Here is a 24231-nt window from a genome sequence, read left to right on the forward strand (position 1 = left end):
CACCATGCGTCGCCTGCTCAAGCTCGTTGCTTTCTCCGGCCTGCTCATGCTGCCAACGGCCCCGGTGCTGGCCGAGTCAGACAATCCGTTACTGATCAGTGCCAGCGACCGCTGCGCATTCGAGCGGGTGGACGACGAGAGCCTGCCGATGGCACTGGAAGCCTGCCGGCAAGCTGCCGAGCGCGGAGATACGCTAGCCCAGTTCGAACTGGGCCAGCTGTACTACCGCGGCGAACGCGTCGAGCGGGACTTTGCCACCTCGCTGCAGTGGCTGGAGAAAGCCTCGATTCAGGGTGAGCCCAGAGCGCAGTACCTGCTGGGCATGATGCACTTCAGCGGCCAGGGTATCCCGCGCAACCTGCCGCAGGCCTACATCATCCTGAAGATGGCTGCCGTGAACGGCAACGACGCGGCAATCGACGCTGCTGACATGGTCAGCCAGGAAATGAACGCCCAGGAAATCCAGGTCGCCAATCACGTGCTGGGCATGCTGTTTCGGGACTACCTGGCGCAGATTCGAGAAGAACAGCTCAGCGGCACGCTGGAGCAGGAAACACCCGTCGTCCCGCGCACCAACAACGACCTGAGTAACGAGACGGAGCAACTGGAGGAGCAGGAGTAATCCTGCCTGCGCACTTGATCAGCTGTCGTTACGCGGCGGCATCGGGAAGTGCATGATGTTGCTACCGCCCTGAGCGTCAGTGATCTTCGGTGTACCGACGCGCTCAACCTCATCAATACGAATGATTGAGTGCACGGGAATGAAGCTGCGCTTGACCCCGTCAAACTGATTTTTCAGTTTCTCTTCGGCTGGATCAACCAGCATCTGTGAGCGCTCGCCGAAAATCAGCTCTTCGATTTCCATGAACCCCCACAGTTCACTCTGAAATATCTGCTGGGCGTAAAGCTCGAACACCTGTCCCTGGTTCTGGAAGATGACCCGGAAAACCGGTTGCTTTTCTTTGCTCATGACGGGTTGATCAACACCTTGAAAAACGTGAAAGGACACCGCGGCATCAGCCGCTCGGCGGGCGCGCATCATAGCACAGGGGGCGGCAGAAGCAGATGTGTGTATAATCGCCCCTTTTCCCAGCTAGCCCCCAGCACATTCCCATGGCCAAGAAACTCTTTATTCAGACCCACGGTTGCCAGATGAACGAGTATGACAGCTCGCGTATGGCAGACCTACTCGGCGAACATCAGGCAATGGAGCTGACCGACAACCCCGATGAGGCGGATGTCATCCTGCTCAACACCTGCTCCATCCGCGAGAAGGCTCAGGAGAAAGTCTTTTCCGAGCTGGGCCGCTGGCGCCCGCTAAAGGAGAAGAACCCGGAGCTGATCATCGGCGTTGGCGGCTGCGTGGCCAGCCAGGAAGGCACCGCGATCCGCGACCGTGCTTCCTACGTTGACGTCGTATTTGGCCCACAAACCCTGCACCGCCTGCCCGAAATGATCAACGCAGCGCGCACTACCCAGCAGCCGCAGGTGGATGTCAGCTTCCCGGAGATCGAGAAGTTCGACGCCCTGCCCGAGCCGCGGGTGGATGGTCCAACCGCCTTTGTCTCGATCATGGAAGGTTGCAGCAAGTACTGCAGCTTCTGCGTGGTGCCCTACACCCGCGGCGAGGAAGTCAGTCGCCCGCTGGCCGACGTCCTGAGCGAGATCGTTCACCTGGCCGAGAACGGCGTCAAGGAAGTCACCCTGCTGGGTCAGAACGTCAATGGCTACCGTTTTGACGGCACCGACTTTGCCGACCTGCTGCACGCCGTCGCGGCAATCGACGGTATCGAGCGCATTCGCTACACCACCAGCCACCCGCTGGAATTTTCCGATGCCATCATCCAGGCCCACGCCGAAATTCCGAAGCTGGTGAAATACCTGCACCTGCCGGTGCAATCGGGTTCCGACCGCGTACTGGCGGCGATGAAGCGCAACCACACCGCACTGGAATACAAGTCGCGCATCCGCAAGCTGAAAGCGGCCGTACCGGATATTATCCTCAGCTCGGACTTCATTATCGGCTTCCCGGGTGAAACCGACCGTGATTTCGAACAGACCATGAAACTGGTCGAGGATGTCGGCTTCGACTTCTCCTACTCGTTCATCTACAGCGCACGCCCGGGCACTCCGGCGGCCGACCTGAACGACGACACACCGATGGAGACCAAGAAGCAGCGCCTGCAGATTCTCCAGGCCCGCCTGAACCAACAGGGCTTTGAGAACAGCCGTCGCATGGTCGGCAGCACCCAGCGCATCCTGGTCAGCGACTTCTCGAAGAAGGACCCGGGCATGCTGCAGGGCCGCACCGAGCATAACCGGGTAGTCAATTTTCGCTGCGACAATCCTGGCCTGATCGGCCAGTTCGTCGACGTCCACATCGAAGAGGCGCTGCCACACTCACTGCGCGGCACTCTGATCAGCGACACGGCACACTGAACCGGTGTGCCCCGCCCTCGCTGCAAGTCCGTCACCGCCGTGCTGACATCTCAATGATCAGCACGGATGGGCGGGTCTTTGCAGCGGGATATTTGCGCGCTATCCTGTGCGCTTCCCAGTGCCATATGGCGACCAACGGACTATTTTGAACGCGCCCCAGCATATTCATCGCTTCAGCATCGAACCTGTCGATCCCCGCCGCTTTGCCAGTCTTTGCGGCCAGTTCGATGAAAATCTCCGCCTGATCGAACAACGCCTCGGCATCGAAGTCCGCAACCGCGGCAACCACTTTGAGCTGATTGGCGACGACTCCCTGACCCGCTCGGCAGAAGCCGTCCTGCGCCAGCTGTACCGCGAAACCCGCGATACCGACGACCTGAGTCCGGATACCGTACACCTGTATCTGCAGGAATCAGGGCTCGAGAGCCTGAGTGAAAGCCTGAGCAAGGGTGATGAACACAAGCCGGTCATCCTGCGCACCCGCAAGATGAGCATTCAGCCACGCGGACCGAATCAACAGAAGTACCTGCGCTCGATTCAGGAGCACGACATCAATTTTGGTATCGGCCCGGCCGGTACCGGCAAGACCTATCTGGCGGTGGCCTGTGCCGTCGACGCGCTGGAGCGCGAGCAGATCAGCCGTATTCTGCTGGTGCGCCCGGCGGTTGAGGCCGGTGAGAAACTCGGTTTTCTGCCGGGCGATCTGGCACAAAAGATCGACCCCTATCTGCGCCCGCTGTATGACGCGTTGTACGAGATGCTGGGCTTTGAGCAGGTGATCAAGCTGATCGAACGCCAGGTTATCGAGATCGCGCCACTGGCCTACATGCGCGGCCGCACGCTGAACAACAGCTTCATCATTCTCGACGAATCGCAGAACACCACGGTTGAGCAGATGAAGATGTTCCTGACCCGTATCGGCTTCGGCTCGACTGCCGTGATCACCGGTGACATTACCCAGGTCGACCTACCACGCGGCACCCGTTCGGGCCTGGCCCATGTTGCCGAAGTACTCAAGGACGTCAATGGCATCGGCTTCACCCACTTCCAGTCCAAGGACGTGGTACGCCATCCGCTGGTGCAACGCATCGTTGAAGCCTACGACCGCTTCGACGCGCTGCAGGAAGCCGCTCGCCAGGAGCGCCGAAATGAGCATTGAGCTCGACATCCAGCGCGCTTCCAGCGCTCCGGATCAGCCTGACGACGACAGCTTCATACGCTGGGTCGGGCTGGCACTGGGTACCGGCACCGACCGTGAACTGACTATCCGCCTGGTGGATGCCGATGAGGGCCGCCAGCTGAACAGCACCTATCGCGGCAAGGACTACGCCACCAATGTGCTGTCCTTCCCTGCCGACCTGCCCCCCGAACTTGACCTGCCGTTGCTTGGCGACCTGGTGATCTGCGTCCCCGTAGTCGCCCGTGAAGCCGACGAGCAGGGCAAACCCCTGTTCGCCCACTGGGCGCACATGGTCATCCACGGCTGCCTGCACCTGCTCGGCTACGATCACATCGAAGACGCCGATGCAGAAGAGATGGAAGCCCTGGAACGGGAATTGCTGGCAGAACTCGGCATAGCCGACCCCTATCTTGAAGATGATGAGTAAGGATCAATGAGCGAAGATCGATCGACCAACGGACATAAGTCGTGGCTGGATAAGCTGGTCCAGGCTTTTGTCCATGAACCCAAGAACCGCCAGGAGCTGCTCGAACTGCTACGCGAAGCGCACAGTAACGAGGTCCTGGATATCGAGGCCCTGTCGATCATCGAAGGTGCGCTCCAGGTCTCGGACATGCAAGTCCGCGACATTATGGTGCCGCGCTCGCAGATGACTACCATCAAGGCAAACCAGAGCCCCCGCGAGTTCCTGCCGGCGGTGATTGAAGCAGCGCACTCGCGCTTCCCGGTCATCGGCGAAAGCATCGATGACGTTATCGGCATCCTGCTGGCCAAGGATCTGCTGCCGCTGCTACTGGAAGACAATACTGATCGTTTCAACATCAAGGACATCGTCCGCTCACCAACCTTCGTTCCGGAATCCAAGCGCCTCAACGTCCTGCTCAAGGAATTCCGCGCCACCCGCAACCACATGGCGGTGGTGATTGACGAATACGGCGGCGTTTCCGGTCTGGTGACCATTGAAGACGTGCTGGAGCAGATCGTCGGCGATATCGAAGACGAGCACGACGTTGACGAAGACAGCCAGATCAAACCGCTGCCCAGTGGCGACTATCTGGTCAAGGGCCTGACCCCGATCGAAGAGTTCAACGAACACTTCGAGACCGACTTCTCGGACGAGGAATTCGACACCGTCGGCGGCCTGGTGATGAACGCCTTTGGCCATTTGCCCAAGCGCAACGAAGTGGTTGAGCTGGATGGCTTCCGAGTTCGCGTCCTGAACGCCGACAGCCGCCGGGTTCACCTGCTGCGCGTCACCCTGGTCAACCGCTGAGCCTTCCGCGCTAAGGACATCCCATGCATGCCCTGCTGAGCCGCCTGCGCGGCCCCGGTTTTGTCGGCCACCTGATCGCGCTGCTCGCCGGCGCGCTCAGCACCTTGTCCTTCGCCCCCTACAACCTGTGGCCGCTGGGTATGCTCTCGGTTGCCCTCCTGTATCAGGGGCTCAAGGAAGTCACGCCAAAGCAGGCCGCGTTGCGCGGTGGCGCTTGGGGGCTGGGGCTGTTCGCTTCGGGGGTGTCCTGGATTTACATCAGCATCCACGTGCACGGCAATGCGTCACCGCCGCTGGCTGCCTTCCTGACCGGCGGCCTAGAGCTAGGGCTGTCCTGCTTCTTTGCCCTGATGGCCTGGCTTTGGGTGCGCTTTCTGCGCCCACAAGGGGCGTGGCTGAGCAGTCTGAGCTTTGCTCTGCTGTGGTTTGCCCAAGAGATGTTCCGCAGCTGGTTTCTGACCGGTTTCCCCTGGCTGTATCACGGTTACGCCCACAGCCACAGCTGGCTAGCCGGCTGGGCACCCGTCGGCGGTGTCTGGCTGCTGGGCGTGATGTCGGTTCTGGTCGCCTGCCTGCTCAGCGAATGGCAGCTGTTTCGGCGCCCGCTGCAAGCCGTTGCCGTTGCTGCCCTGATCGGCCTGTTTTGGGGTGGGGGGTTGCTGCTGCAGTACGTCGACTGGACCCAGCCCGTCGGCAAGCGCCTGAGCGTCAATCTGGTGCAGGCCAACATCGCCCAATCCGACAAGTGGGACCCGGCCTACATCACCCACACACTGGAGCTGTACCGCGACCTGACCTACGCCCAACCACCGACCGATCTGGTGGTCTGGCCGGAAACCGCAGTGCCGGTATTGCAGAGCCAATCGCTGTACTTCGTCGAGGGCATCGCCGCCAATCTGGCCCAGGAAGGCCGCACCCTAATCACCGGCATCCCGGTCGATACCCACGACGAAAACGGCATGCGCATCTATAACGGCATCATGGTCGGTGGCAGCGAGCCACGCAGCGAGTACCTCAAGCAGAAACTGGTGCCCTTTGGTGAGTACGTGCCACTGGAAGACCTGCTGCGCGGCCTGATCGACTTCTTTAACCTGCCGATGTCCAGCTTCAGCCGCGGCCCCGCCGACCAGCCGCCACTGCAGGCAGCCGGCTACAAGCTGGCGCCACTGATCTGCTACGAAGCGGTCTACCCGGACTTTGCTGCCAAACTGGCCGCCCAAAGCGATTTGCTGATCACCATCAGCAACGACAGCTGGTTCGGCTCATCAATCGGCCCACTGCAGCACCTGCAGATGGCGCAGATGCGCGCTATGGAAAGCCAGCGCTGGATGATCCGCGCAACCAACAACGGTGTCACCGCGTTGATTGATCCGCGCGGTACCATCCGCCAGCGGATTCCGCAATTTCAGCAGGAAGTGCTGATTGGTGAGGTGCAGCCGATGAGCGGCCAGACACCCTATCTGCAGTGGCGCAGCTGGCCATTGGTGGTGCTCGCGCTATTAGTGCTGTTGCCGCTTGCGTGGCGGCGGCGCCAGGCCCGGTAGCGGCGTACGCAGCGAGATCGCGACCAGAATTTGCAGCAGCAGCGCCATTTCCTCGGGACTAAGTCCGCGTAATTCAAGATCGCGTGGCGACTCAGGGGAATTGTTCAACCACTGCCGGGTGTGCGCCATATCCAGTGCCTGATCGAGCCGCCTGAGAAGCTGGCCATAGGCGCTATCCTGGGGCTGTCGTGCCACCACTGAAGGCAATCCAGCGCACATCTTTGCAACCTCCCGCAACGGCTCTGCGACGGCCCGGGATGGCCCGTCTCCTCAGCTAGAGAATAGACCCACCCAGTCCGCTGCTGCCAGGCTGGCGACGAATGGCATGTGACTACCTGATGAGCGCCGGGTGGTGTATCCTGCCCCATTACTTTTTCACGTCACCACGAGTCACCAGACCCCACGCCATGCAAGAACAGTATTCACCGAGTGAGATCGAAGCCGCTGCCCAGACCGATTGGGACAATGCCAACGCATTCCAGGTTACCGAAACCCCTGATCAGGAGACTTACTACTGCCTGTCGATGTTTCCGTATCCGAGCGGCAAGCTACACATGGGGCATGTGCGCAACTACACCATCGGTGACGTGGTCGCCCGCTACCAGCGCATGCAAGGCAAGAACGTGCTGCAACCCATGGGTTGGGACGCCTTCGGCATGCCGGCAGAGAACGCGGCAATGAACAACAAGGTCGCTCCGGCCGCCTGGACCTACTCCAACATCGATTACATGCGCACCCAGCTCAAGAGCCTGGGCCTGGCCATCGACTGGACGCGCGAGATCGCCACCTGCAAACCCGACTATTATCGCTGGGAGCAGTGGCTGTTCACGCGCCTGTTCGAAAAAGGCATCATCTACCGCAAGAACGGTACGGTGAACTGGGACCCGGTCGATCAGACCGTACTGGCCAACGAACAGGTGATCGATGGCAAAGGCTGGCGCAGTGGCGCGGTCATCGAGAAGCGCGAAATCCCGATGTACTACTTCGCGATCACCAACTACGCCGAGGAGCTGCTGAGCTCACTCGATGAGCTGACCGGTTGGCCCGAACAGGTCAAGACCATGCAGCGCAACTGGATCGGCAAGTCTGTCGGCATGGAAGTCCAGTTCCCGTACGACACCGCCAGCATCGGTCACGACGGCACCCTGAAGGTCTTTACCACCCGTCCGGACACCCTGATGGGTGCGACCTACGTTGCCGTCGCCGCCGAGCACCCGCTGGCCACCCAGGCCGCGCAGAACAACCCGGAACTGCAAGCCTTCATCGACGAATGCAAGCGTGGCGGTGTGGCCGAGGCCGACATCGCTACCCAGGAAAAGAAAGGCCTGCCGACCCCGCTGTACGTCTTGCACCCGCTGACCGGCGAGAAGCTGCCGGTGTGGGTCGCCAATTACGTGCTCATGGGGTATGGCGAAGGCGCCGTTATGGCCGTACCGGCGCACGACGAGCGCGACTTTGCCTTCGCCAACAAATACAGACTGCCGATCAAACCGGTCATCCGCACCTCAGTCGGCGATGAAACACCCGAGCCGTGGCAAGACGCCTACGGCGAGAAGGGCGAGCTGATCAACTCCGAAGAATTCGACGGCCTGGACTACGACAGCGCCTTCACCGCGATTGGCGAAGTGCTCAAGCAGAAAGGCCTGGGCGAGCCACGCACCCAGTTCCGCCTGCGCGACTGGGGTATCAGCCGTCAGCGTTACTGGGGCTGCCCGATCCCGATCATTCACTGCGACAGCTGCGGTGACGTGCCGGTACCGGATGATCAGCTGCCGGTGGTATTGCCCGAAGACGTGATCCCCGATGGCGCCGGTAGCCCGCTGGCGAAAATGCCCGAGTTCTACGAATGCATCTGTCCGAAGTGTGGTGCCGCCGCCAAGCGCGAAACCGACACCATGGACACCTTCGTCGAAAGCTCCTGGTACTACGCCCGTTACGCCAGCCCGCAATACGACAAGGGCATGGTCGACCCGGCTGCAGCCAATCACTGGCTGCCGGTGGACCAGTACATCGGCGGGATCGAACACGCCATTCTGCACCTGCTCTACGCCCGCTTCTTCCACAAGCTGATGCGCGACGAAGGACTGGTCAGCAGCAACGAGCCGTTCAAGAACCTGCTGACCCAGGGCATGGTACTGGCCGACACCTATTACCGTCTCGAAGCCAACGGCAGCAAGACCTGGTTCAACCCGGCCGACGTGGATATCGAGCGCGACGGTAAGGGCAAGGTTGTTGCCGCCACCCTGCGCAGCGACGGCCAGCCGGTCGAGATCGGCGGTACCGAGAAGATGTCCAAGTCGAAGAACAACGGCGTTGATCCGCAGGCGATGATCGACCAGTACGGTGCCGACACCTGCCGTTTGTTCATGATGTTTGCCTCACCGCCGGATATGAGCCTGGAATGGTCCGACTCCGGTGTTGAAGGCGCGCAGCGCTTCCTGCGCCGCGTCTGGCGCCTGAGCCAACAGCATCACGCCAAGGGCCCGGCAGGAAAAGCCGACCTCGGCAGCCTGAGCGACGAGCAGAAAGCCGTGCGCCGCGCCATCCACCTGGCCATCAAGCAGGCCAGCCAGGATATTGGCCAGCACCACAAGTTCAATACCGCCATCGCGGCGGTCATGACCCTGATGAACGTGCTGGAAAAGGCACCGCAGGACGCCGGGCAGGACCGCGCGCTGTTGCAGGAAGGTCTCGAGACCGTCGCTCTGCTGCTCGCGCCCATTGCCCCACACATCTGCCACAGCCTCTGGCAGGCACTGGGTCACAGCGACGCAATCATCGATGCGAGCTGGCCGAGCGTCGACGAGAGCGCGTTGGTACAGGACAACCTGCAGCTGGTTATCCAGGTTAACGGCAAGTTGCGCGGCCACATCGAAGTCGCCGCTGACGCCAGCCGCGAGCTGATTGAAGCCACCGCGCGGGAAAACGAGAATGTGCTGCGCTTTACCGAAGGTCTGACGATCCGCAAGGTCATCGTCGTGCCCGGCAAGCTGGTCAACATTGTCGCCAACTGATTTTGCAACGGAGAGCCAAGATGTCATTGACCACACCCCGCCTGCTGCTCAGCTGCGCCGTCCTCGGCGCCACCCTGCTCGCCTCTGGCTGCGGGTTTCACCTGCGCGGTACCGGTGTCGACAGCGTCGAGCTGAATCAGCTGGACGTAACGGCCCATAACCGCTATGGCCGCACCTATCAGCAGGTACTTGAGGCACTGGAGGTGGACGGGGTGAAGGTTACGCCGACCGCAGCCTACCAACTGCAACTGCTGAAGGAAGACCAGGGCCGCCGGGCCGTCAGCTACACCAGTAGCTCGACTCCCGCAGAGTACGAGCTGACCAGCACCCTGATGTTCCAGATCGCTGACCGTCGTGGCCGTGCACTGATTGGCCCCGAGACGCTGGCTACCCGCCGTCTCTACGTCAATGACAAGGACAACATCATCGGCACGACCGAGGAAGAAGAACTGCTGCGTCACGAGATGCGCCAGGACCTGACCCGCCAGTTGCTGTTCCGTCTGTCCAGTATCACTGAAGGCGAACTGTCCAGCCGCGAGTCGCGCCTCGACCAGCAGGGCAACTGAGCCGGCAATGAAACTCAACGCCCCCCAGCTGGGCAAGCAGCTCAAGGATGAGCTGGCCGCCGTTTACATCGTCAGTGGCGACGACCCACTCCTCTGCGGTGAGGCCTGCGATCTGATTCGCCGAGCCTGCCGCGCTGCCGGCAGTGAGGAGCGTCAGGTCTTTGATGTTGACCGCAGTTTCGACTGGTCTCAACTCTACGAGGCCAGCCACAGCCTTTCCCTGTTCGCCCAGAAGCGCTTGCTCGAACTGCGCATTCCGTCGGGCAAACCGGGTGACACCGGCGCAAAGGCGCTGCTGGCCTACCTTGAGCAACCGGCAGAAGACACGACCCTGCTGATCAGCCTGCCCAAACTCGATGGGGCTACCCAGCGCAGCAAATGGGCAAAAAGCCTGATCGAGCACGCCGACAGCCGTTTTGTGCAAATCTGGCCGATTGAGCCAGCACAGCTACCCAACTGGATTCGCGAACGCCTGCTTGCCGCTGGCCTGCAGGCCAGCGCTGAAGCGATTGACCTGCTGAGCGCTCGCGTGGAGGGCAACCTGTTGGCGGCCGCGCAGGAAATCGAGAAGCTCAAACTGTACTGTCCGGAAGGCCAACTGACGCTCGATACCGTGCAGCAGGTCGTCGCCGACAGCGCCCGCTTTGACGTGTTCCACCTGAGTGACGCGATGCTGCAGGGCCAGCCGGAACATGCCCTGCGCATGCTCAACGGCCTGCGTGGTGAGGGGGTGGAAGCCCCCGTTGTACTCTGGGCAGTAAGCCGCGAACTGCGGGCGCTGGCCGACATGGCTCAGCAGCAAAGTCGCGGAATACCGCTCGACAAGGTGTTTTCCAGCCAGCGTCCGCCGGTTTGGGACAAACGCAAACCGCTGTTGCGCAACGCTCTGCAGCGCCATCCGGCGGCCGCTTGGGAGCGCTGGCTGAACGACGCTCAGACAGTAGACGAGCAGATCAAGGGGCAAGCGCCCGGCTCGCCGTGGGATGGTCTGGCGCGCATTCTGGTTGAGGCCTCCGGCGCGCGCCTGCCGCTGTAGTCAGCGCAGCAGCAACAGCGGACAGTCGGTGCACCGCAGCATGGACGTGGTTGTGCTACCAACCAGAAACTGGCGAATGCGCGAATGACCGTAAGCACCCATCACGATCAGGTCCATCTCACGCTCGCGCCGGCACAACAGCAGCACCTCTTCGACCTCACCTGCGCGAATCTCTGCACTGGCAGCAAAGCCCTCTTCCTCCAGGCGCTTGCGAGCGGCTTCGATCGCCTGCCGCGCATCGGCGGTATCGGCGCCGACCAGCAGCAGATGGATTGACGCGCCAGCCAGCAGCGGGCTCTGCATCAACAGATCCAGCCCCTTGCGCACGCTGGGGCTGTTATCGAAGGCAATCAGCACCCGCTGCGGCGCCCGATACTCACCCGTAGTAATCAGCACCGGACGATGCATGGTACGAATGACGCTTTCCAACTGACTGCCAACCTGGCTGGCCGCGCTGCCGCCAGCCTCTCCTTGACGGCCCATGACCAGCAGGCGCACCTCTTCTTCAAGTTCCTGCAGGGTATCGACCAGCCCACCGTGACGCTGACGCAGCGTTGGCTCTGCAACTCCGTCCGCACGCACCCGCGCCGCAGCAGCGTCGAGCATCAGCTTGCCCTGCTCGCGCAGCAGCCGCGCACGCCGTTCATCCAGCTCGGCCAGCTCACCCAGCAAATGCTCGCGACTGCCCAGCCCGATACTGCCAGACAGGTCAGTCGGTATCGTCGAGGGAGCAGGTTCCAGCACGTGCAACAACGCCAGCGGTGCCTTCAGCCGAAGGCTGGCCCAGGCCGCGTAGTCGCACACCGCCTCACTGGCAGCGGAACCGTCAATACATGCCAATACCCTTGCTTCGCTCATTCAGCTCTCCCGCTGATCAGTGGCCACCGAGGTGATCAACCGCATCCGGCTTATCATGTACCCCGAAGCGGTCAACGATGGTGGCGCTGGCCTCGTTGAGCCCGATCACCTCGACTGCGGTACCTTCGCGACGGAACTTGATCACTACCTTATCGAGCGCCCCCACGGCGGTGATATCCCAGAAGTGGGCGCGACTCAGGTCAATCACCACCCTATCAAGCGCTTCCTTGAAATCAAAGCCCGCGGCAAATTTGTCCGCAGAGCTGAAAAATACCTGGCCCACCACCTCGTAGCGACGCTCATCACCATCGGCGCTCAACACACTGCCGATATGCAGGTAATGACCAATCTTGTTGGCGAAAAACATTGCCGCCAGCAGCACGCCGACAAACACGCCATAGGCCAGATTATGGGTCGCAACCACCACCGATACAGTGGCGAGCATAACCAGATTGGTCGAAAGCGGGTGATGACGCAGGTTGCGGATCGAATCCCAACTGAAGGTGCCGATCGAGACCATGATCATCACCGCCACCAGCGCTGCCATCGGAATCTGCCCGACCCAGTCACTGGCAAACACGACCAGTACCAGCAGCACACTGCCGGCCACGAAGCACGACAGGCGAGTACGGCCGCCGGACTTCACGTTGATCACCGACTGACCAATCATCGCGCAGCCCGCCATGCCGCCAAGCAGGCCCGATGCGATATTCGCTACACCCTGGCCCTTGCACTCACGGTTCTTGTCGCTGCTGGTATCGGTCAGATCGTCGACAATCGTGGCAGTCATCATCGACTCAAGCAGCCCGACCACCGCCATCGCGGCAGAGTACGGCAGAATGATCATCAGCGTGTCGAGGTTGAGTGGCACGTCCGGCCAGAGGAATAGCGGCAGGGTATCCGGCAGCTCACCCATATCTGCCACAGTGCGGATATCAAGTCCCAGATAGATCGAGACAGCAGTCAGCAGCAGGATGCACACCAGCGGCGACGGTATCACCTTGCCAATACCCGGCAGCAGCGGAAACAGGTAGATAATCCCCAGACCGGCAGCCGTCATGGCGTAGACATGCCAGGTCACGTCGGTCAGCTCAGGCAACTGCGCCATGAAAATCAGGATCGCCAGCGCATTGACGAAACCGGTCACCACCGAGCGCGAGACAAAGCGCATCAGCGAGCCGAGCCGCAGATAACCAGCGCAAATCTGCAACGCCCCGCACAGCAGCGAGGCCGCAAGCAGGTATTCCAGACCATGCTCACGCACCAGCGTCACCATCAGCAGCGCCATCGCGCCGGTCGCCGCCGAGATCATGCCCGGGCGTCCACCGGTAAACGCAATCACCACCGCGATGCAGAAAGAGGCATACAGGCCAACCTTGGGATCAACGCCGGCGATAATGGAAAACGCAATCGCCTCCGGGATCAATGCCAATGCAACAACCAGCCCGGACAGCAGGTCGCCGCGCACGTTGGAGAACCATTCGTGGCGCAGGGTTTCGATAAAAGTCATGGGTAGGCAAACCTGTTTTAAGTTCAGCAGACGTACACCGTAGCGTCGTCAGGTTGCGAGGCGCAGGCCCCTGATCACATCCAGCAACAACGAAGCCACGCAGCCCGGGGAAATGCACAGGTGCGCAGACAGAGAACGGGGACGATAAAGGCCGCGAACTCTAGCACAAATGCCAGGACGCGGCCATTTGCCGCCCTTGCCGAGCCACGCATCACCTGTCATTGTCTGGGGCTGCTGCCGGAACCTTTCCTGCGCGCCAACCTCCAACGGCTCAAGGACGGGGCTTACGCAGCACCCGAAAGACCAGACAAGAATCCAGGGAAACTGCATGCCCACACCTCCCAGCCGCAAGGCCCGCTTCCATCTGCTTGCTTCCATCAGCCTGATCTGTCTCAGCGCCTGTGCAGGCACGCCCAGCGCCGCTGTCGCGCAGCCAGCACCGACCCAGCCAACCACCGCTGCCACGGCGGCCGCCCCAGTGGCAACGCCCACGGCGGAAACCTTCAACCAGTGGCGCGACCGCTTCCGCCAGGAGGCGTTGGCCAAAGGCATCGACGCCGAGTTGTTTGACCGCGCCTTCGCGGGCGTCACCCCCGATCAGGATGTCATCAAGGCCGACCGCAGCCAGCCCGAGTTCTCCCGACCGGTGTGGGCATATCTCGACAGCGCCCTGTCGACCCAACGGGTCGCGACCGGACGCAGTCGCCTCAGCGCCCAGCGGGAGACGCTGGACGCCATCGAGCAGCGCTACGGCGTTGACCGGCATATCCTGGCCGCCATCTGGGGCCTAGAAAGCAACTACGGCCAGAACATGGGCAGCCGCCAGGTCATCCGCTCGCTGGCAACACTTGCCCATGAAGGCCGACGCCCCGGTTTTGCCCACGACCAGCTGCTGGCCGCGTTGGACATTCTCCAGCACCGCGATATCGAACCTAGTGGCATGCTCGGCTCCTGGGCTGGCGCCATGGGCCAGACCCAGTTTATTCCGACCACCTACAACCAGTATGCGGTCGATTTTGACGGTAACGGCCGCCGCGACATCTGGAACTCCTCCGCTGATGCACTGGCCTCCGCAGCGCACTATCTGCAGCAGTCCGGCTGGCACAGCGGCCAGCCCTGGGGACAGGAAGTCCTGCTGCCGGCCGACTTTGACTATGCCCAGGCCGATCCGGCAGTGAAAAAGACCGTCGCCGAATGGCAGGCACTTGGCGTTACCGCTGCCGGCGGAAAGAGCCTCGCCAACAATCTGGCTGATCAACGTGCCGCACTGCTGCTGCCAGCCGGCCACCGCGGCCCGGCCTTCCTGCTGCTGCACAACTTCAGCACCATCATGCGCTACAACAATTCGTCGAGCTATGCGCTCGCCATCGGCCTGCTGTCCGAGCGTTTCCAGGGTGGCGGTCAGATTCACGCGAGCTGGCCGACCGATGACCGCCCGCTATCGCGCAGCGAACGCATCGAACTGCAGACCTTGCTGACCCGGAAGGGACTGGAGCCAGGCGGTATCGACGGCATCATCGGCGCCAACACGCGCCGGGCTATCCGCAGCTTCCAGCAACAGCAACGCTGGCCAGCTGACGGCTACGCGTCAGTCGAGCTGCTGGACGCCCTGCGCAAGTAATGGACGCCTCGCGCGCAGCACGGTGCTGCGCGCACGCCCCATTCCCTGTGTTAGAATCCGCGCTGGCCACAAGCCGCACCGTGCCCTTGCGCACTTTACGGAGTCTCTACCAGGAGCCCTGCCGAACATGTCCGACACCCCGCAGAAGTCCGTTGCCAGTGGCGAGAAGTTTCGCAACGCCCAAGGCATTGCCGCGATCAAGGATGGTCAGAAACGACGCGCCAGCGCCGACCCCCAGGTTTTTTCGCCAAAACCCAAGTGGTTGCGGGTCAAGGCGCCAGGCGGCGACCGCTTCGAAGCCGTCAAGCGCAACGTCAGTGAACACCGTCTAAGTACGGTCTGCCAGGAATCCCACTGCCCGAACATGGGCGAGTGTTGGTCAAACGGCACCGCTACCATCATGCTGATGGGGTCGGTCTGCACCAGGGCCTGCCGCTTCTGCGCGGTCGATACCGGTAACCCGAATGGCTGGCTGGATCAGGAAGAGCCGGAGAATACCGCCAAGTCCGTTGAGCTGATGGCGCTACGCTACATCGTGCTGACTTCGGTCGACCGGGATGATCTGACCGACGGCGGCGCGGCTCACTACGCAGCCTGCGTTCGCGCTATCAAGGCGCGTACACCACAGGTAGTCGTCGAGGCCCTTACGCCTGACTTCGACGGCGAGCTGAGTGCGATTGAAGCGGTGGTTGATTCGGGCCTGGAAGTCTTCGCCCAGAACGTGGAAACCGTGGAGCGCCTGACCCATGAAGTACGCGATCCGCGGGCCGGTTACCGCAAGACGCTGGACGTGCTGGCCCACGCCAAGAAACACCGCCCTCAGGTGTTGACCAAGACCAGTCTGATGGTCGGGCTGGGCGAAACCGACGATGAAATTCTGCAGACCTTCAAAGAACTGCGCGAGATCGGTGTCGACATCGTTACCCTCGGTCAGTATCTGCAACCAACCCGCAACCATTTGGCAGTAAAGCGCTGGGTGGGCCCGGAGGAATTCAACCGTTATCGCGAGATCGGTCTGGAAATGGGCTTCATGGAGGTCGCAGCCGGCCCGCTGGTGCGCTCCAGCTACCGTGCTGACCGGGTCTTCGAGAAAAACAACCTGGGCCTGGCTGCACCGGCTCCGGTGCCGGGCCAGGCTGTCGATGCTAGCCTGATTCCCACCCTGAATCTCAGCTAACGCCAGGTCTGACTCGGGCGCGCAGCAATCAGCAGCGCGCCCTCCCCTCTACTGCTCTGTGGCGTAACCCAAACGTTTGCGCAACGCCTCCGCCAATTGCTCCTCGACCAGGCCGATATCCACCGGCCCTTCGACATGCTCGCTGAGCTGGGTCATGCGCAGACCTGCGTAACCACAGGGGTTGATCCGCAGGAACGGCTCCAGATCCATATCCAGATTCAGTGCCAGACCGTGGAAGGAGCAACCACGCCGTACCCGCAGCCCCAGCGACGCAATCTTGTCACCCGCCACGTAGACACCGGGGGCGTCCGCGCGCGGCGCCGCGTCAACGCCGTAGAGCGCCAGCACGTCCACGAGACTCTGTTCCATGGCGGTCACCAGATCGCGCACACCCAGGTTCTTGCGACGCAGATCCAGCATCAGATAGCCAACCAGCTGACCCGGACCGTGATAAGTCACCTGCCCCCCGCGCTCGGCCTGAATGACCGGAATGTCGCCAGGTGCCAGCACATGCTCTGCCTTGCCCGCCTGCCCCTGAGTAAACACCCGGGGGTGCTGCAGCAACCAGATTTCATCGGGGGTATCGGGGCCACGCTCCTCGGTGAGACGACGCATGGCCTCCAGGGTGGGCTGGTAATCCACCAGCCCGAGATGGCGAATCACCAGCTCCGCGGGACCTTCCATCAAAGCACCATATGCACGCGGCCAGTCGCCTTGAGGTCGCGGTGCAGGGCTTCAAGCTGCTCCTGTCCGGTTGCCGTAATGACCACACGCAGGGACAGGAAGCGCCCGTTCTTGCTGTCTTTCAGCTCAATGGTGGTGGTGTCGATACCAGGCGCGTGCTTCTCCACGACCTGACAGATCACCTCGGCAAAATCATCACCGGCGGTGCCAATCACCTTGATCGGATACTGACAGGGAAACTCGATCTTGGGAGCCTGCGGCTCGGTTACGTCAGACATACTCGGCCCTCCTTACTCGAACAGGCCGTAGAAGAACAGGCGAATGCTGTCCCACAGACGACCAACGAAACCAGCCCCATCGACGGCTGTGAGTGCCACCAGAGGTGCCTTGTGAACCACCTCATCACCCAGTTTCACTTCAACTTCACCCAACACGTCGCCCACCTGAATCGGAGCAATGATCGGTTTATTCAGGGTCAGACTTGCTTCCAGTCTGTCAGACTGCCCCTTTGGCAGGGTTAGCATCAGACCGTCCTGAAGGCCGAGCTGAACTGTGTCCTGAGCGCCCTTCCAGACTCGCTCATCAGCCAGAACCTGGCCCGGCTGATAGAAGGTCTTGGTTTCGAAGAAGCGGAAGCCCCAGGTCAGCAATTTCTGGGTTTCTGCAGCCCGGGCCTGCTCGCTGCTAGTACCCATGACCACCGAGATCAGGCGCATGTCATCACGCTTGGCCGAGGCGACCAGACAGAAACCCGCTTCGTCGGTATGGCCAGTTTTCAGACCATCTACGGTGCTGTCACGCCACAGCATCAGATTACGGTTGGGCTGGCGGATATCGTTCCAGACAAACTCCTTCTCGCCATAGATGGCGTAGTGGGATTTCGGGTCATCGCGAATGATTGCCTGCGCCAGAATCGCCAGGTCACGGGCAGAAGCGTAGTGATCCTCGGCCGGCCAGCCGGTGGCGTTGACGAAATGACTATTGGTCATGCCCAGACGCTGCGCCTGTGCGTTCATCAGGTCGGCGAACGCGTCCTCGCTGCCGGCAACATGCTCGGCCAGCGCGATACTCGCGTCGTTACCCGATTGAATGATGACACCGCGCAGCAGGTCGATCACCGGCACCTGGTTACCAACGCGGATGAACATTTTGGAACCACCCATGCGCCAGGCCTTCTCGCTGACCAGCACCGGATCGTTCTCACTAATCTGACCGCGCTTGATTTCCTGACTGACGATATAGCTGGTCATCATCTTGGTCAGACTGGCCGGCGGCAGCGGTGTGTCCGCGTTGTGGTCGACCAGCACGGCACCGCTGTTGGCATCAATCAGCAGGTAACTGGACGCAGCCAGCTCCGGCGCTGTTGGCACGATAGGCGCCGCCGCAGCGGGTGCATTCAACGTCGGACGAGAGGGTGTCTGCGCATTGGCCGTCAACGACAGGGTCGCGACAGAGGTAATCAGCAGGGTCGAAATCAGTTTTTTCAACATGGTGCTCACAATCAGTGGTGGGTTGCGTTTCCGCGGGTACAAAATTAGTTAGCGGTGACCAGAGCCGGAGTCCCCAGATTGGCCACGCGTAGGGTTTCCATCATCCGCCGGGCCTCGTCCTGCGTGCTCAGAGGCCCGACCCGGACCCGGTGCAGGGTACGGGAGTCAATCTGCACCGGGCTTACCCGGACATTGTTGCCGACCACCCCCATCACGCGCTGACGCAGCGCTTGGGCGGCCTGGTCGGACGAAAAGGCACCAACTTGCAGGTAGTAACCGCCCGCCTGCACGTTCTCGACCGGCTCCGCTGGCAACGCCGCCGCCACCGGCGCCTCGGCTACCGCTTCGCGGGTAACCAGATAGCTCGGATTATTCTGTTGCTGCCAGGCTACCGGGTCGATCCCCTCGACCCGCACATGGGCTGTCCCCTGATCGGCATAACCCAGTTTTTTTGCCGCCGCAAAGGACAGGTCGATGATGCGGTCCGAATAGAACGGCCCACGATCGTTGACCCGAACGATCACCTGACGGCCGTTCTCCAGATTGGTGACCTTTACGTAGGTTGGCAGCGGCAATGTCTTGTGTGCTGCCGACATGCCGTAAAGGTCATACACCTCGCCATTGGCGGTGTGCTGACCATGAAACTTGGTGCCATACCAGGACGCCGTCCCCTCTTCCCGATAGCTGCGGCCATCCTGCATCGGCTGATAGCGCTGCCCGAGCACGGTGTAGGGAGATGCCTTGTACGCACCAGTGTGCGGGGTAGGCACTGCATTCGGGATCAGCGAGACGTCCTGCATGTAACTGGGCGGGCCATCATGCAGCGGCCGGGCACCGCCAGTCTCTCCGCCGGAACCGGCGGCAGGCCCGCTCTGGGGAGTCGAAGAACAGGCCGCCAGCAGCACCAGGCCGCCAAACAGCAGATAACGCGTAGATGACAGGACAATCGGCATCATTCGGGCCTGGCCTCACGTAACAGGTCTGCGAGTTGATGTACCACCATGGCATACATGACGCTGCGATTGTAGCGGGTGATGACGTACAGGTTGTTCAGACCCACCCAGTACTGCATTCGTTCCCCGGTATCGAATTCGAACGCCATGACCTGCTCATCGTCCGCCAGCGGCGCTGCGGGTGTCCAACCCAACGCCTTCAGCTCACCGATGCTCTGGCGCGCTTCAAGGCCCTTGGGCTCGGTCAGCCCGTCCCGGAAACGCTCGCCGGTAACCTGGGCCTCAATGGCCACCTGAGCACCGTGGGTCCAGCCGTGCTGGTGGAAATAGTTGGCAACACTGCCGATGGCATCAACCGGGTTATTCCAGATATCAACCTTGCCATCATGGTCAAAATCAACCGCGTAGGCCTGATAGCTGGACGGGATGAACTGACCGAAGCCCATGGCGCCGGCATACGACCCCTTGAGCGTCAGCGGATCAATCTGCTGCTCCCGGGTCAGCACCATATAACTCATCAGTTGCTTGCGGAAAAAGTCGGCGCGCGGCGGATAGTCAAAACCCAGGGTCGCCAGCGCATCCAGTACCCGGTAAGACCCCATGTTCCGCCCGTAGAAGGTCTCCACGCCAATGATCGCCAGAATCACTTCCGGCTCGACACCGTACTCCTGCTCGGCGCGCGCCAGGGTGTCGGCGTGCTCGGCCCAGAACGCCAGACCACGCTCGATCCGCTGATCGGTAATAAAGATCGCACGGTACTCGTGCCACGGCTTGACCCGCTCGGCCGGGCGCGAAATCGCCTTGATGATGTTTTCCTGATGCACCGCCTGGTCCAGCAGGGCCTGCACGTGCTCGGCATTGAAGCCGTGCTCGCTTTGCATCTGCCGAATGAAGTCCGGCACACCTGGATGCTGCGGACCGTAGTCGGCGGCCTGCGCGCAAAGGCTGCCGACGCCGAGGGCAACCACCAGGGTAGAACGCATGAAGCGCGAAGCCACGACCGAGCCGGCGCGACGAAACAACGAAGATACCATCAAGTTTGTGCCATCCATTTCTTGTGCGTCTGGATCGACATGAGGATTCCGAAACCCAGCAGCAGGGTCACCAACGAGGTCCCCCCGTAGCTGATGAACGGCAGCGGCACCCCCACCACCGGCAGCAGACCGCTGACCATGCCGATGTTGACGAAAACATATACGAAAAAGGTCAAGGTGATGCTGCCTGCCAGCAGTTTGCAGAATGCATCCTGGGCTTGCAACGTGATCACCATGCCACGGGCGATGACCAGCAGATAGACGCCGAGCAGCAGGCAGACACCCACCATGCCGAATTCCTCGGCCAGCACCGCGATAATGAAGTCGGTATGCCCTTCTGGCAAAAAATCCAGGTGTGACTGGGTACCCTGCAGCCAGCCCTTGCCGAACACACCGCCCGAGCCAATCGCCGCCTTGGACTGGATGATGTTCCAGCCCGAACCCAAGGGATCACTCTCGGGGTTGAGGAACGTCAGCACCCGCTGCTTCTGATAGCCGTGCATGACGAAGAACCACATGCCCGCCGCTGCCGGAGCCAGCGCCAGCAGAGCGCCAATGATGTAGCGCCAGCGCAGCCCGGCCAGCAACAACGCAAAGATACCGGAGGCCGCAATCAGCAGCGAAGTCCCTAGATCCGGTTGCTTCAAGATAAGCAAGGTCGGCAGGAAGATGATAGCCAGGGTGATGACCACGTACTTGAAGCTGGGCGGCAGGTTACGCCGCCCCAGATACCAGGCCACACTCATCGGCATCACCAGCTTCATGATTTCCGACGGCTGGAAGCGGGTGACGCCGGGGATCGTCAGCCAGCGCTGGGCACCCTTGGCCTCCGTGCCGAACAGCAGCACCGCGGCCAGCAGTAACGTGCCGCCGACATAGGCAACAGGCACCCAGCGCTGCATGAAGCGGGGCTGGAACTGGGCAACCACAATCATCGCCGAGATACCCACAGCGAAGTACGCCATCTGGCGAATGACCATCGCCATGCTCTTGCCGCTGGCCGAGTACAGGACAAAGGCATCGACCGTCGCCAGCGCCAAAATCAGCAGCAGCAACCAGGGGTCAACATGGATACGCATCCAGATTGACTCGCGTCGACGCAGCCCCTGGCTGGATACCGGGATGGACTTCATTGCGCACTCTCCTGCTGTGCTGCCGGCTCACTCTGCTGCTGAGCTTCCAGACGCGGCATAACCCAGGCATCAAATACAGCCCGCACAACGGGGCCGGCTACCCGGCCTCCGCCTTCGCCGTTTTCCACCAGGGCAGCTACCGCAATCATCGGCTTTTCGGTCGGCGCGAAACCAACGAACAAGGCATGATCGCGATGCCGTTCGCGCAGCGCTGCAGAGTCGTAGCGCTCGCCCTGCGCAATGGCAACCACCTGAGCGGTACCACTCTTGCCAGCCATGTTGTAGGTCGCGCCAGCGGCGGCGGCACGCGCGGTGCCGTGGGAGGACTGCATCACGTCCTGCATGGCCTGGGTGATGAAGTTCCAGTCATCCGGATTGTGCAGTTGAATGTCCGGCGGCGTATCGGACTCATCCGGCAACACCCCCTCGGCGTCTCTGAGCAGGCGAGGTCGATGCCAGACACCGCGGCTGGCGATCAATGCCGTGGCTTGGGCCAGTTGCAGCGGCGTCGCCAGCATATAGCCCTGACCAATACCGGCAATCAAGGTCTCACCCGGATACCACGGCTGGCGATACTTGGTGCGCTTCCAGTCGCTGGACGGCATCAGGCCCGCAGCCTCTTCATACATGTCGACCGACACCCGCTGACCAATCCCGAACCGGCTCATAAAGTCGTGCATCCGATCAATGCCCAGTTTGTTGGCCAGGTCGTAGAAATAGGTATCGTTGGAACGCGCGACGGCATAGGCCATGTCGACCCAGCCATCGCCAGAGCGATTCCAGTTGCGGTATTTGTGGCTGACGTTCGGCAGTTGGTAAAAGCCGGGATCGTAGACCCGGCTGGTGCGGGTAACCACCCCGGAATCCAGTCCCGCCAGCGCCACAATTGGTTTGATGGTCGAGCCCGGCGGGTACTGCCCACGCAGGACGCGGTTAAACAACGGTTGGTCGAGCGAGTCACGCAACGCGCCGTAATCGGCGTAACTGATGCCGGTGACAAACAGGTTCGGGTCAAAGCCGGGCTTGCTGACAAAGGCCAGCACGCCACCGGTATTCGGATCAATCGCCACAACCGCACCACGGCGGTCGCCCAATGCCTCTTCCGCCACCTGTTGCAACCCGACGTCCAACTCCAGGGTCAGGTCGTTGCCGGGGATCGGGTCGGTGCGATTGAGCACGCGCAGTACCCGGCCGCGGGCATTGGTCTCGACTTCTTCATACCCTACGGTGCCGTGCAGCAGCTTTTCATAGAAACGCTCGATACCGGTCTTGCCGATGTAATGCGTGCCGGCATAGGCCACCGGGTCAATTGACTTGAGTTCCTGCTCATTGATCCGGCCAACATAGCCCAGCGCATGGGCAAAGTGATCGGCATAGGGGTAGTAGCGGACAAAGCTGGCCTGCACATCGACGCCGGGCAGGCGGAACTGGTTGACGGTAATGCGCGCGATCTGTTCTTGGGTCAGCTCGAACATCACCGGCACGGATTCGAACGGACGACGGGCCTGCGACAAGCGCCGCTCGGCCTGCGCGGTGTCCTCATCGCTCAGCTCGAGCAGGGACTTGAGCAGCTCAAAGGTCGCGGGCAGGTCTTCAACCCGGTCGCGGGTGATGGTCAGGCTAAAGCTTGGCCGGTTTTCCGCCAACACCACACCGTTGCGGTCGTAGATACGACCGCGAGTGGGCGGAATAGGCTGAACGTGAACACGGTTATTCTCTGACAGCGTCGAGTGATACTCGTACTGGGTCACCTGCAGGAAATACATCCGCGCAACCAGCGCACCAACCAGTCCGAGAATGAAGACCGCAGCCAGAATCAGGCGTCGCTGGACGATGCGAGCATCATGGTTGTGGTCTTTCAGGTGAATCGGCTTGGCCATGAATCACTTGTGATAGGGATGACGATTGAGAATGGTCCAGGCCCGGTACAACTGCTCCGCCAGCAGAATACGCACCAGCGGATGCGGCAGGGTCAGAGGCGACAGCGACCAGCGCTGATCACTGCGCGCAGCGACCTCCTCTGCCAGCCCCTCGGGGCCGCCCACCATGAGGTTTACGTTGCGCGCATCCAGCCGCCAGCCCTCAAGCTGCTCGGCCAGCGTCTCGGTAGACCAGGCGCGACCATTGACCTCCAGAGTAACGATACGTTCCCCTGGTTGTACCGCAGCCAACATCTGCTCGCCCTCGCGACGCATCAGACGGGCCACATCGGCGTTTTTACCTCGGGTGGCCAACGGAATCTCGACCAGCTCCAGCGGCAGGTCAGGCGGCATGCGCTTAGCATATTCCTGATAGCCGTCCTCGACCCAGCGTGGCATGCGTGATGCCACGCTGATCAGGCGAATGCGCAAGGTCGCTTACTCCGTTGGCTGCTGCTGCGCCCGACGCGATTCAGCGCTCTGCCAAAGGCGCTCCAGGTCGTAGAACTCACGGGTAGCCGGCTGCATGATGTGCACCACCACATCGGCCAGGTCGACCAGCACCCACTCGCCGGACTCCTTACCTTCCACACCCATCGGCTGACGACCGGCGTCCTTGGCCTTCTCCACGACATTGTCAGCCAGCGCCTTGACCTGGCGGTTGGAGCTACCGCTGGCAATGATCATGTAGTCGGTAACGCTGGTGTGTTCGCGTACATCGATTTGCACGATGTCCTTGGCCTTCAGCTCTTCGAGCGCGTCGACCACCAGCTGAACCAGTTCTTCAATCTGCATGTAGA

General features: G+C 61.4%; 24 protein-coding genes. 11 read left to right on the plus strand and 13 right to left on the minus strand.

All coding sequences use genetic code 11. The features are described from left to right. Window positions 1-4: 4 nt before the first annotated feature. A complete protein-coding gene (locus ACKPCU_RS16265) occupies window positions 5-622 on the plus strand; it encodes a tetratricopeptide repeat protein (protein WP_104737236.1) in 618 nt (205 codons plus the stop codon). Window positions 623-640: 18 nt separating this feature from the next. Here the strand turns inward: ACKPCU_RS16265 and ACKPCU_RS16270 are convergent, their stop codons facing one another. Further along, window positions 641-970, minus strand: coding sequence for a DUF1820 family protein (locus tag ACKPCU_RS16270; RefSeq protein ID WP_104737477.1), 330 nt, complete (start codon window positions 968-970; stop codon window positions 641-643). A 143-nt stretch (window positions 971-1113) separates the two neighbouring features. On the opposite strand from ACKPCU_RS16270, the gene miaB reads away from it, so the two are divergent. The 5 genes from miaB (at window position 1114) to lnt (ending at window position 6436) form a co-directional block, all read left to right on the plus strand. Beyond that, window positions 1114-2439, plus strand: coding sequence for a tRNA (N6-isopentenyl adenosine(37)-C2)-methylthiotransferase MiaB (gene miaB / locus ACKPCU_RS16275; protein ID WP_104737237.1), 1326 nt, complete (start codon window positions 1114-1116; stop codon window positions 2437-2439). A gap of 145 nt (window positions 2440-2584) precedes the next feature. Further along, window positions 2585-3598 carry a PhoH family protein gene (locus ACKPCU_RS16280; RefSeq protein ID WP_321348312.1) on the plus strand — a complete coding sequence of 338 codons (1014 nt, stop codon included), beginning with the start codon at window positions 2585-2587 and terminating at the stop codon, window positions 3596-3598. After that, a complete protein-coding gene (gene ybeY, locus ACKPCU_RS16285; RefSeq protein WP_104737239.1) occupies window positions 3588-4046 on the plus strand; it encodes an rRNA maturation RNase YbeY in 459 nt (152 codons plus the stop codon). The genes ACKPCU_RS16280 and ybeY overlap by 11 nt, the downstream gene beginning before the upstream one ends. A 6-nt stretch (window positions 4047-4052) precedes the next feature. After that, window positions 4053-4892, plus strand: coding sequence for an HlyC/CorC family transporter (locus ACKPCU_RS16290; RefSeq protein ID WP_104737240.1), 840 nt, complete (start codon window positions 4053-4055; stop codon window positions 4890-4892). A 23-nt stretch (window positions 4893-4915) separates the two neighbouring features. Further along, window positions 4916-6436 (plus strand): apolipoprotein N-acyltransferase, encoded by a 1521-nt coding sequence (gene lnt / locus ACKPCU_RS16295; RefSeq protein WP_321348317.1) that lies wholly within the window; start codon window positions 4916-4918, stop codon window positions 6434-6436. On the opposite strand, the gene ACKPCU_RS16300 is transcribed toward lnt, so the two are convergent. Continuing rightward, window positions 6392-6631 (minus strand): hypothetical protein, encoded by a 240-nt coding sequence (locus tag ACKPCU_RS16300; RefSeq protein ID WP_146040289.1) that lies wholly within the window; start codon window positions 6629-6631, stop codon window positions 6392-6394. The genes lnt and ACKPCU_RS16300 overlap by 45 nt on opposite strands. 212 nt (window positions 6632-6843) lie before the next feature. Between ACKPCU_RS16300 and leuS the strand changes: the two genes are divergently transcribed. From leuS to holA, 3 genes are read left to right on the plus strand one after another with little or no spacing between them, the layout of a single operon-like run. After that, window positions 6844-9450: a leucine--tRNA ligase gene (gene leuS / locus ACKPCU_RS16305; protein ID WP_321348318.1), complete on the plus strand. Its 2607-nt coding sequence runs from the start codon at window positions 6844-6846 to the stop codon at window positions 9448-9450. A gap of 20 nt (window positions 9451-9470) precedes the next feature. Beyond that, complete coding sequence (locus tag ACKPCU_RS16310) at window positions 9471-10016, plus strand: LPS-assembly lipoprotein LptE (protein ID WP_104737243.1); 546 nt, start codon at window positions 9471-9473, stop codon at window positions 10014-10016. 7 nt (window positions 10017-10023) lie between these two features. Next, window positions 10024-11052 carry a DNA polymerase III subunit delta gene (gene holA, locus ACKPCU_RS16315; RefSeq protein ID WP_321348321.1) on the plus strand — a complete coding sequence of 343 codons (1029 nt, stop codon included), beginning with the start codon at window positions 10024-10026 and terminating at the stop codon, window positions 11050-11052. Here holA and ACKPCU_RS16320 read toward each other — a convergent pair whose 3' ends face one another. Next, window positions 11053-11910 (minus strand): universal stress protein, encoded by an 858-nt coding sequence (locus tag ACKPCU_RS16320; RefSeq protein WP_321348322.1) that lies wholly within the window; start codon window positions 11908-11910, stop codon window positions 11053-11055. Window positions 11911-11926: 16 nt separating this feature from the next. Next, window positions 11927-13420 carry a SulP family inorganic anion transporter gene (locus tag ACKPCU_RS16325; RefSeq protein WP_321348323.1) on the minus strand — a complete coding sequence of 498 codons (1494 nt, stop codon included), beginning with the start codon at window positions 13418-13420 and terminating at the stop codon, window positions 11927-11929. Window positions 13421-13748: 328 nt separating this feature from the next. Here ACKPCU_RS16325 and ACKPCU_RS16330 point away from each other — a divergent pair, with 328 nt between their 5' ends. Beyond that, a complete protein-coding gene (locus ACKPCU_RS16330; RefSeq protein WP_321348325.1) occupies window positions 13749-15041 on the plus strand; it encodes a lytic murein transglycosylase in 1293 nt (430 codons plus the stop codon). Window positions 15042-15168: 127 nt separating this feature from the next. Next, window positions 15169-16218, plus strand: a complete 1050-nt coding sequence (lipA, locus tag ACKPCU_RS16335) for a lipoyl synthase (protein ID WP_321348327.1) — start codon at window positions 15169-15171, stop codon at window positions 16216-16218. Between the two features lie 48 nt (window positions 16219-16266). On the opposite strand, the gene lipB is transcribed toward lipA, so the two are convergent. The 9 genes from lipB to rsfS are packed head-to-tail and all read right to left on the minus strand — an operon-like array spanning window position 16267 to window position 24226. After that, window positions 16267-16902: a lipoyl(octanoyl) transferase LipB gene (lipB, locus tag ACKPCU_RS16340; RefSeq protein WP_321348329.1), complete on the minus strand. Its 636-nt coding sequence runs from the start codon at window positions 16900-16902 to the stop codon at window positions 16267-16269. Further along, entirely contained in the window at window positions 16902-17180 is a 279-nt protein-coding gene (locus ACKPCU_RS16345; RefSeq protein WP_104737251.1) for an HP0495 family protein, read from the minus strand. The genes lipB and ACKPCU_RS16345 overlap by 1 nt, the downstream gene beginning before the upstream one ends. Window positions 17181-17192: 12 nt before the next feature. Next, window positions 17193-18392, minus strand: coding sequence for a D-alanyl-D-alanine carboxypeptidase family protein (locus ACKPCU_RS16350; RefSeq protein ID WP_321348331.1), 1200 nt, complete (start codon window positions 18390-18392; stop codon window positions 17193-17195). 44 nt (window positions 18393-18436) lie between these two features. Continuing rightward, the gene (locus ACKPCU_RS16355; protein WP_321348333.1) at window positions 18437-19348 is read right to left on the minus strand and encodes a septal ring lytic transglycosylase RlpA family protein; all 912 of its coding nucleotides are present in this window, start codon (window positions 19346-19348) and stop codon (window positions 18437-18439) included. After that, on the minus strand, window positions 19345-20328 hold the full coding sequence (gene mltB / locus ACKPCU_RS16360) for a lytic murein transglycosylase B (RefSeq protein WP_321351861.1): 984 nt from the start codon (window positions 20326-20328) through the stop codon (window positions 19345-19347). Before mltB ends, ACKPCU_RS16355 begins: the two co-directional genes overlap by 4 nt. A 50-nt stretch (window positions 20329-20378) precedes the next feature. After that, window positions 20379-21512: a rod shape-determining protein RodA gene (gene rodA, locus ACKPCU_RS16365; protein ID WP_104737254.1), complete on the minus strand. Its 1134-nt coding sequence runs from the start codon at window positions 21510-21512 to the stop codon at window positions 20379-20381. Beyond that, window positions 21509-23392: a penicillin-binding protein 2 gene (gene mrdA, locus ACKPCU_RS16370; RefSeq protein WP_321348336.1), complete on the minus strand. Its 1884-nt coding sequence runs from the start codon at window positions 23390-23392 to the stop codon at window positions 21509-21511. The genes rodA and mrdA overlap by 4 nt, the downstream gene beginning before the upstream one ends. Before the next feature lie 3 nt (window positions 23393-23395). Then, window positions 23396-23863, minus strand: a complete 468-nt coding sequence (gene rlmH / locus ACKPCU_RS16375; protein WP_104737256.1) for a 23S rRNA (pseudouridine(1915)-N(3))-methyltransferase RlmH — start codon at window positions 23861-23863, stop codon at window positions 23396-23398. Between the two features lie 6 nt (window positions 23864-23869). Then, entirely contained in the window at window positions 23870-24226 is a 357-nt protein-coding gene (gene rsfS, locus ACKPCU_RS16380) for a ribosome silencing factor (protein ID WP_104737257.1), read from the minus strand. Window positions 24227-24231 lie beyond the last annotated feature (5 nt).

The sequence above is a fragment of the Halopseudomonas oceani genome (assembly GCF_963677335.1).
Classification (GTDB): domain Bacteria; phylum Pseudomonadota; class Gammaproteobacteria; order Pseudomonadales; family Pseudomonadaceae; genus Halopseudomonas; species Halopseudomonas oceani.

Excerpts from the sequence above, each read along its gene's own strand:
- lipB (WP_321348329.1), bottom strand. The coding sequence starts at position 16,902 with ATGGAAGGTCCCGCGGAGCTGGTGATTCGCCATCTCGGGCTGGTGGAT.
- ACKPCU_RS16325 (WP_321348323.1), bottom strand. The coding sequence starts at position 13,420 with ATGACTTTTATCGAAACCCTGCGCCACGAATGGTTCTCCAACGTGCGC.
- mltB (WP_321351861.1), bottom strand. The coding sequence starts at position 20,328 with ATGCGTTCTACCCTGGTGGTTGCCCTCGGCGTCGGCAGCCTTTGCGCG.
- ACKPCU_RS16330 (WP_321348325.1), top strand. The coding sequence starts at position 13,749 with ATGCCCACACCTCCCAGCCGCAAGGCCCGCTTCCATCTGCTTGCTTCC.
- miaB (WP_104737237.1), top strand. The coding sequence starts at position 1,114 with ATGGCCAAGAAACTCTTTATTCAGACCCACGGTTGCCAGATGAACGAG.
- rodA (WP_104737254.1), bottom strand. The coding sequence starts at position 21,512 with ATGAAGTCCATCCCGGTATCCAGCCAGGGGCTGCGTCGACGCGAGTCA.
- lipA (WP_321348327.1), top strand. The coding sequence starts at position 15,169 with ATGTCCGACACCCCGCAGAAGTCCGTTGCCAGTGGCGAGAAGTTTCGC.
- ybeY (WP_104737239.1), top strand. The coding sequence starts at position 3,588 with ATGAGCATTGAGCTCGACATCCAGCGCGCTTCCAGCGCTCCGGATCAG.
- lnt (WP_321348317.1), top strand. The coding sequence starts at position 4,916 with ATGCATGCCCTGCTGAGCCGCCTGCGCGGCCCCGGTTTTGTCGGCCAC.
- ACKPCU_RS16270 (WP_104737477.1), bottom strand. The coding sequence starts at position 970 with ATGAGCAAAGAAAAGCAACCGGTTTTCCGGGTCATCTTCCAGAACCAG.
- ACKPCU_RS16355 (WP_321348333.1), bottom strand. The coding sequence starts at position 19,348 with ATGATGCCGATTGTCCTGTCATCTACGCGTTATCTGCTGTTTGGCGGC.
- ACKPCU_RS16265 (WP_104737236.1), top strand. The coding sequence starts at position 5 with ATGCGTCGCCTGCTCAAGCTCGTTGCTTTCTCCGGCCTGCTCATGCTG.
- mrdA (WP_321348336.1), bottom strand. The coding sequence starts at position 23,392 with ATGGCCAAGCCGATTCACCTGAAAGACCACAACCATGATGCTCGCATC.
- leuS (WP_321348318.1), top strand. The coding sequence starts at position 6,844 with ATGCAAGAACAGTATTCACCGAGTGAGATCGAAGCCGCTGCCCAGACC.
- ACKPCU_RS16350 (WP_321348331.1), bottom strand. The coding sequence starts at position 18,392 with ATGTTGAAAAAACTGATTTCGACCCTGCTGATTACCTCTGTCGCGACC.
- ACKPCU_RS16290 (WP_104737240.1), top strand. The coding sequence starts at position 4,053 with ATGAGCGAAGATCGATCGACCAACGGACATAAGTCGTGGCTGGATAAG.
- rsfS (WP_104737257.1), bottom strand. The coding sequence starts at position 24,226 with ATGCAGATTGAAGAACTGGTTCAGCTGGTGGTCGACGCGCTCGAAGAG.
- ACKPCU_RS16345 (WP_104737251.1), bottom strand. The coding sequence starts at position 17,180 with ATGTCTGACGTAACCGAGCCGCAGGCTCCCAAGATCGAGTTTCCCTGT.
- ACKPCU_RS16320 (WP_321348322.1), bottom strand. The coding sequence starts at position 11,910 with ATGAGCGAAGCAAGGGTATTGGCATGTATTGACGGTTCCGCTGCCAGT.
- ACKPCU_RS16310 (WP_104737243.1), top strand. The coding sequence starts at position 9,471 with ATGTCATTGACCACACCCCGCCTGCTGCTCAGCTGCGCCGTCCTCGGC.
- holA (WP_321348321.1), top strand. The coding sequence starts at position 10,024 with ATGAAACTCAACGCCCCCCAGCTGGGCAAGCAGCTCAAGGATGAGCTG.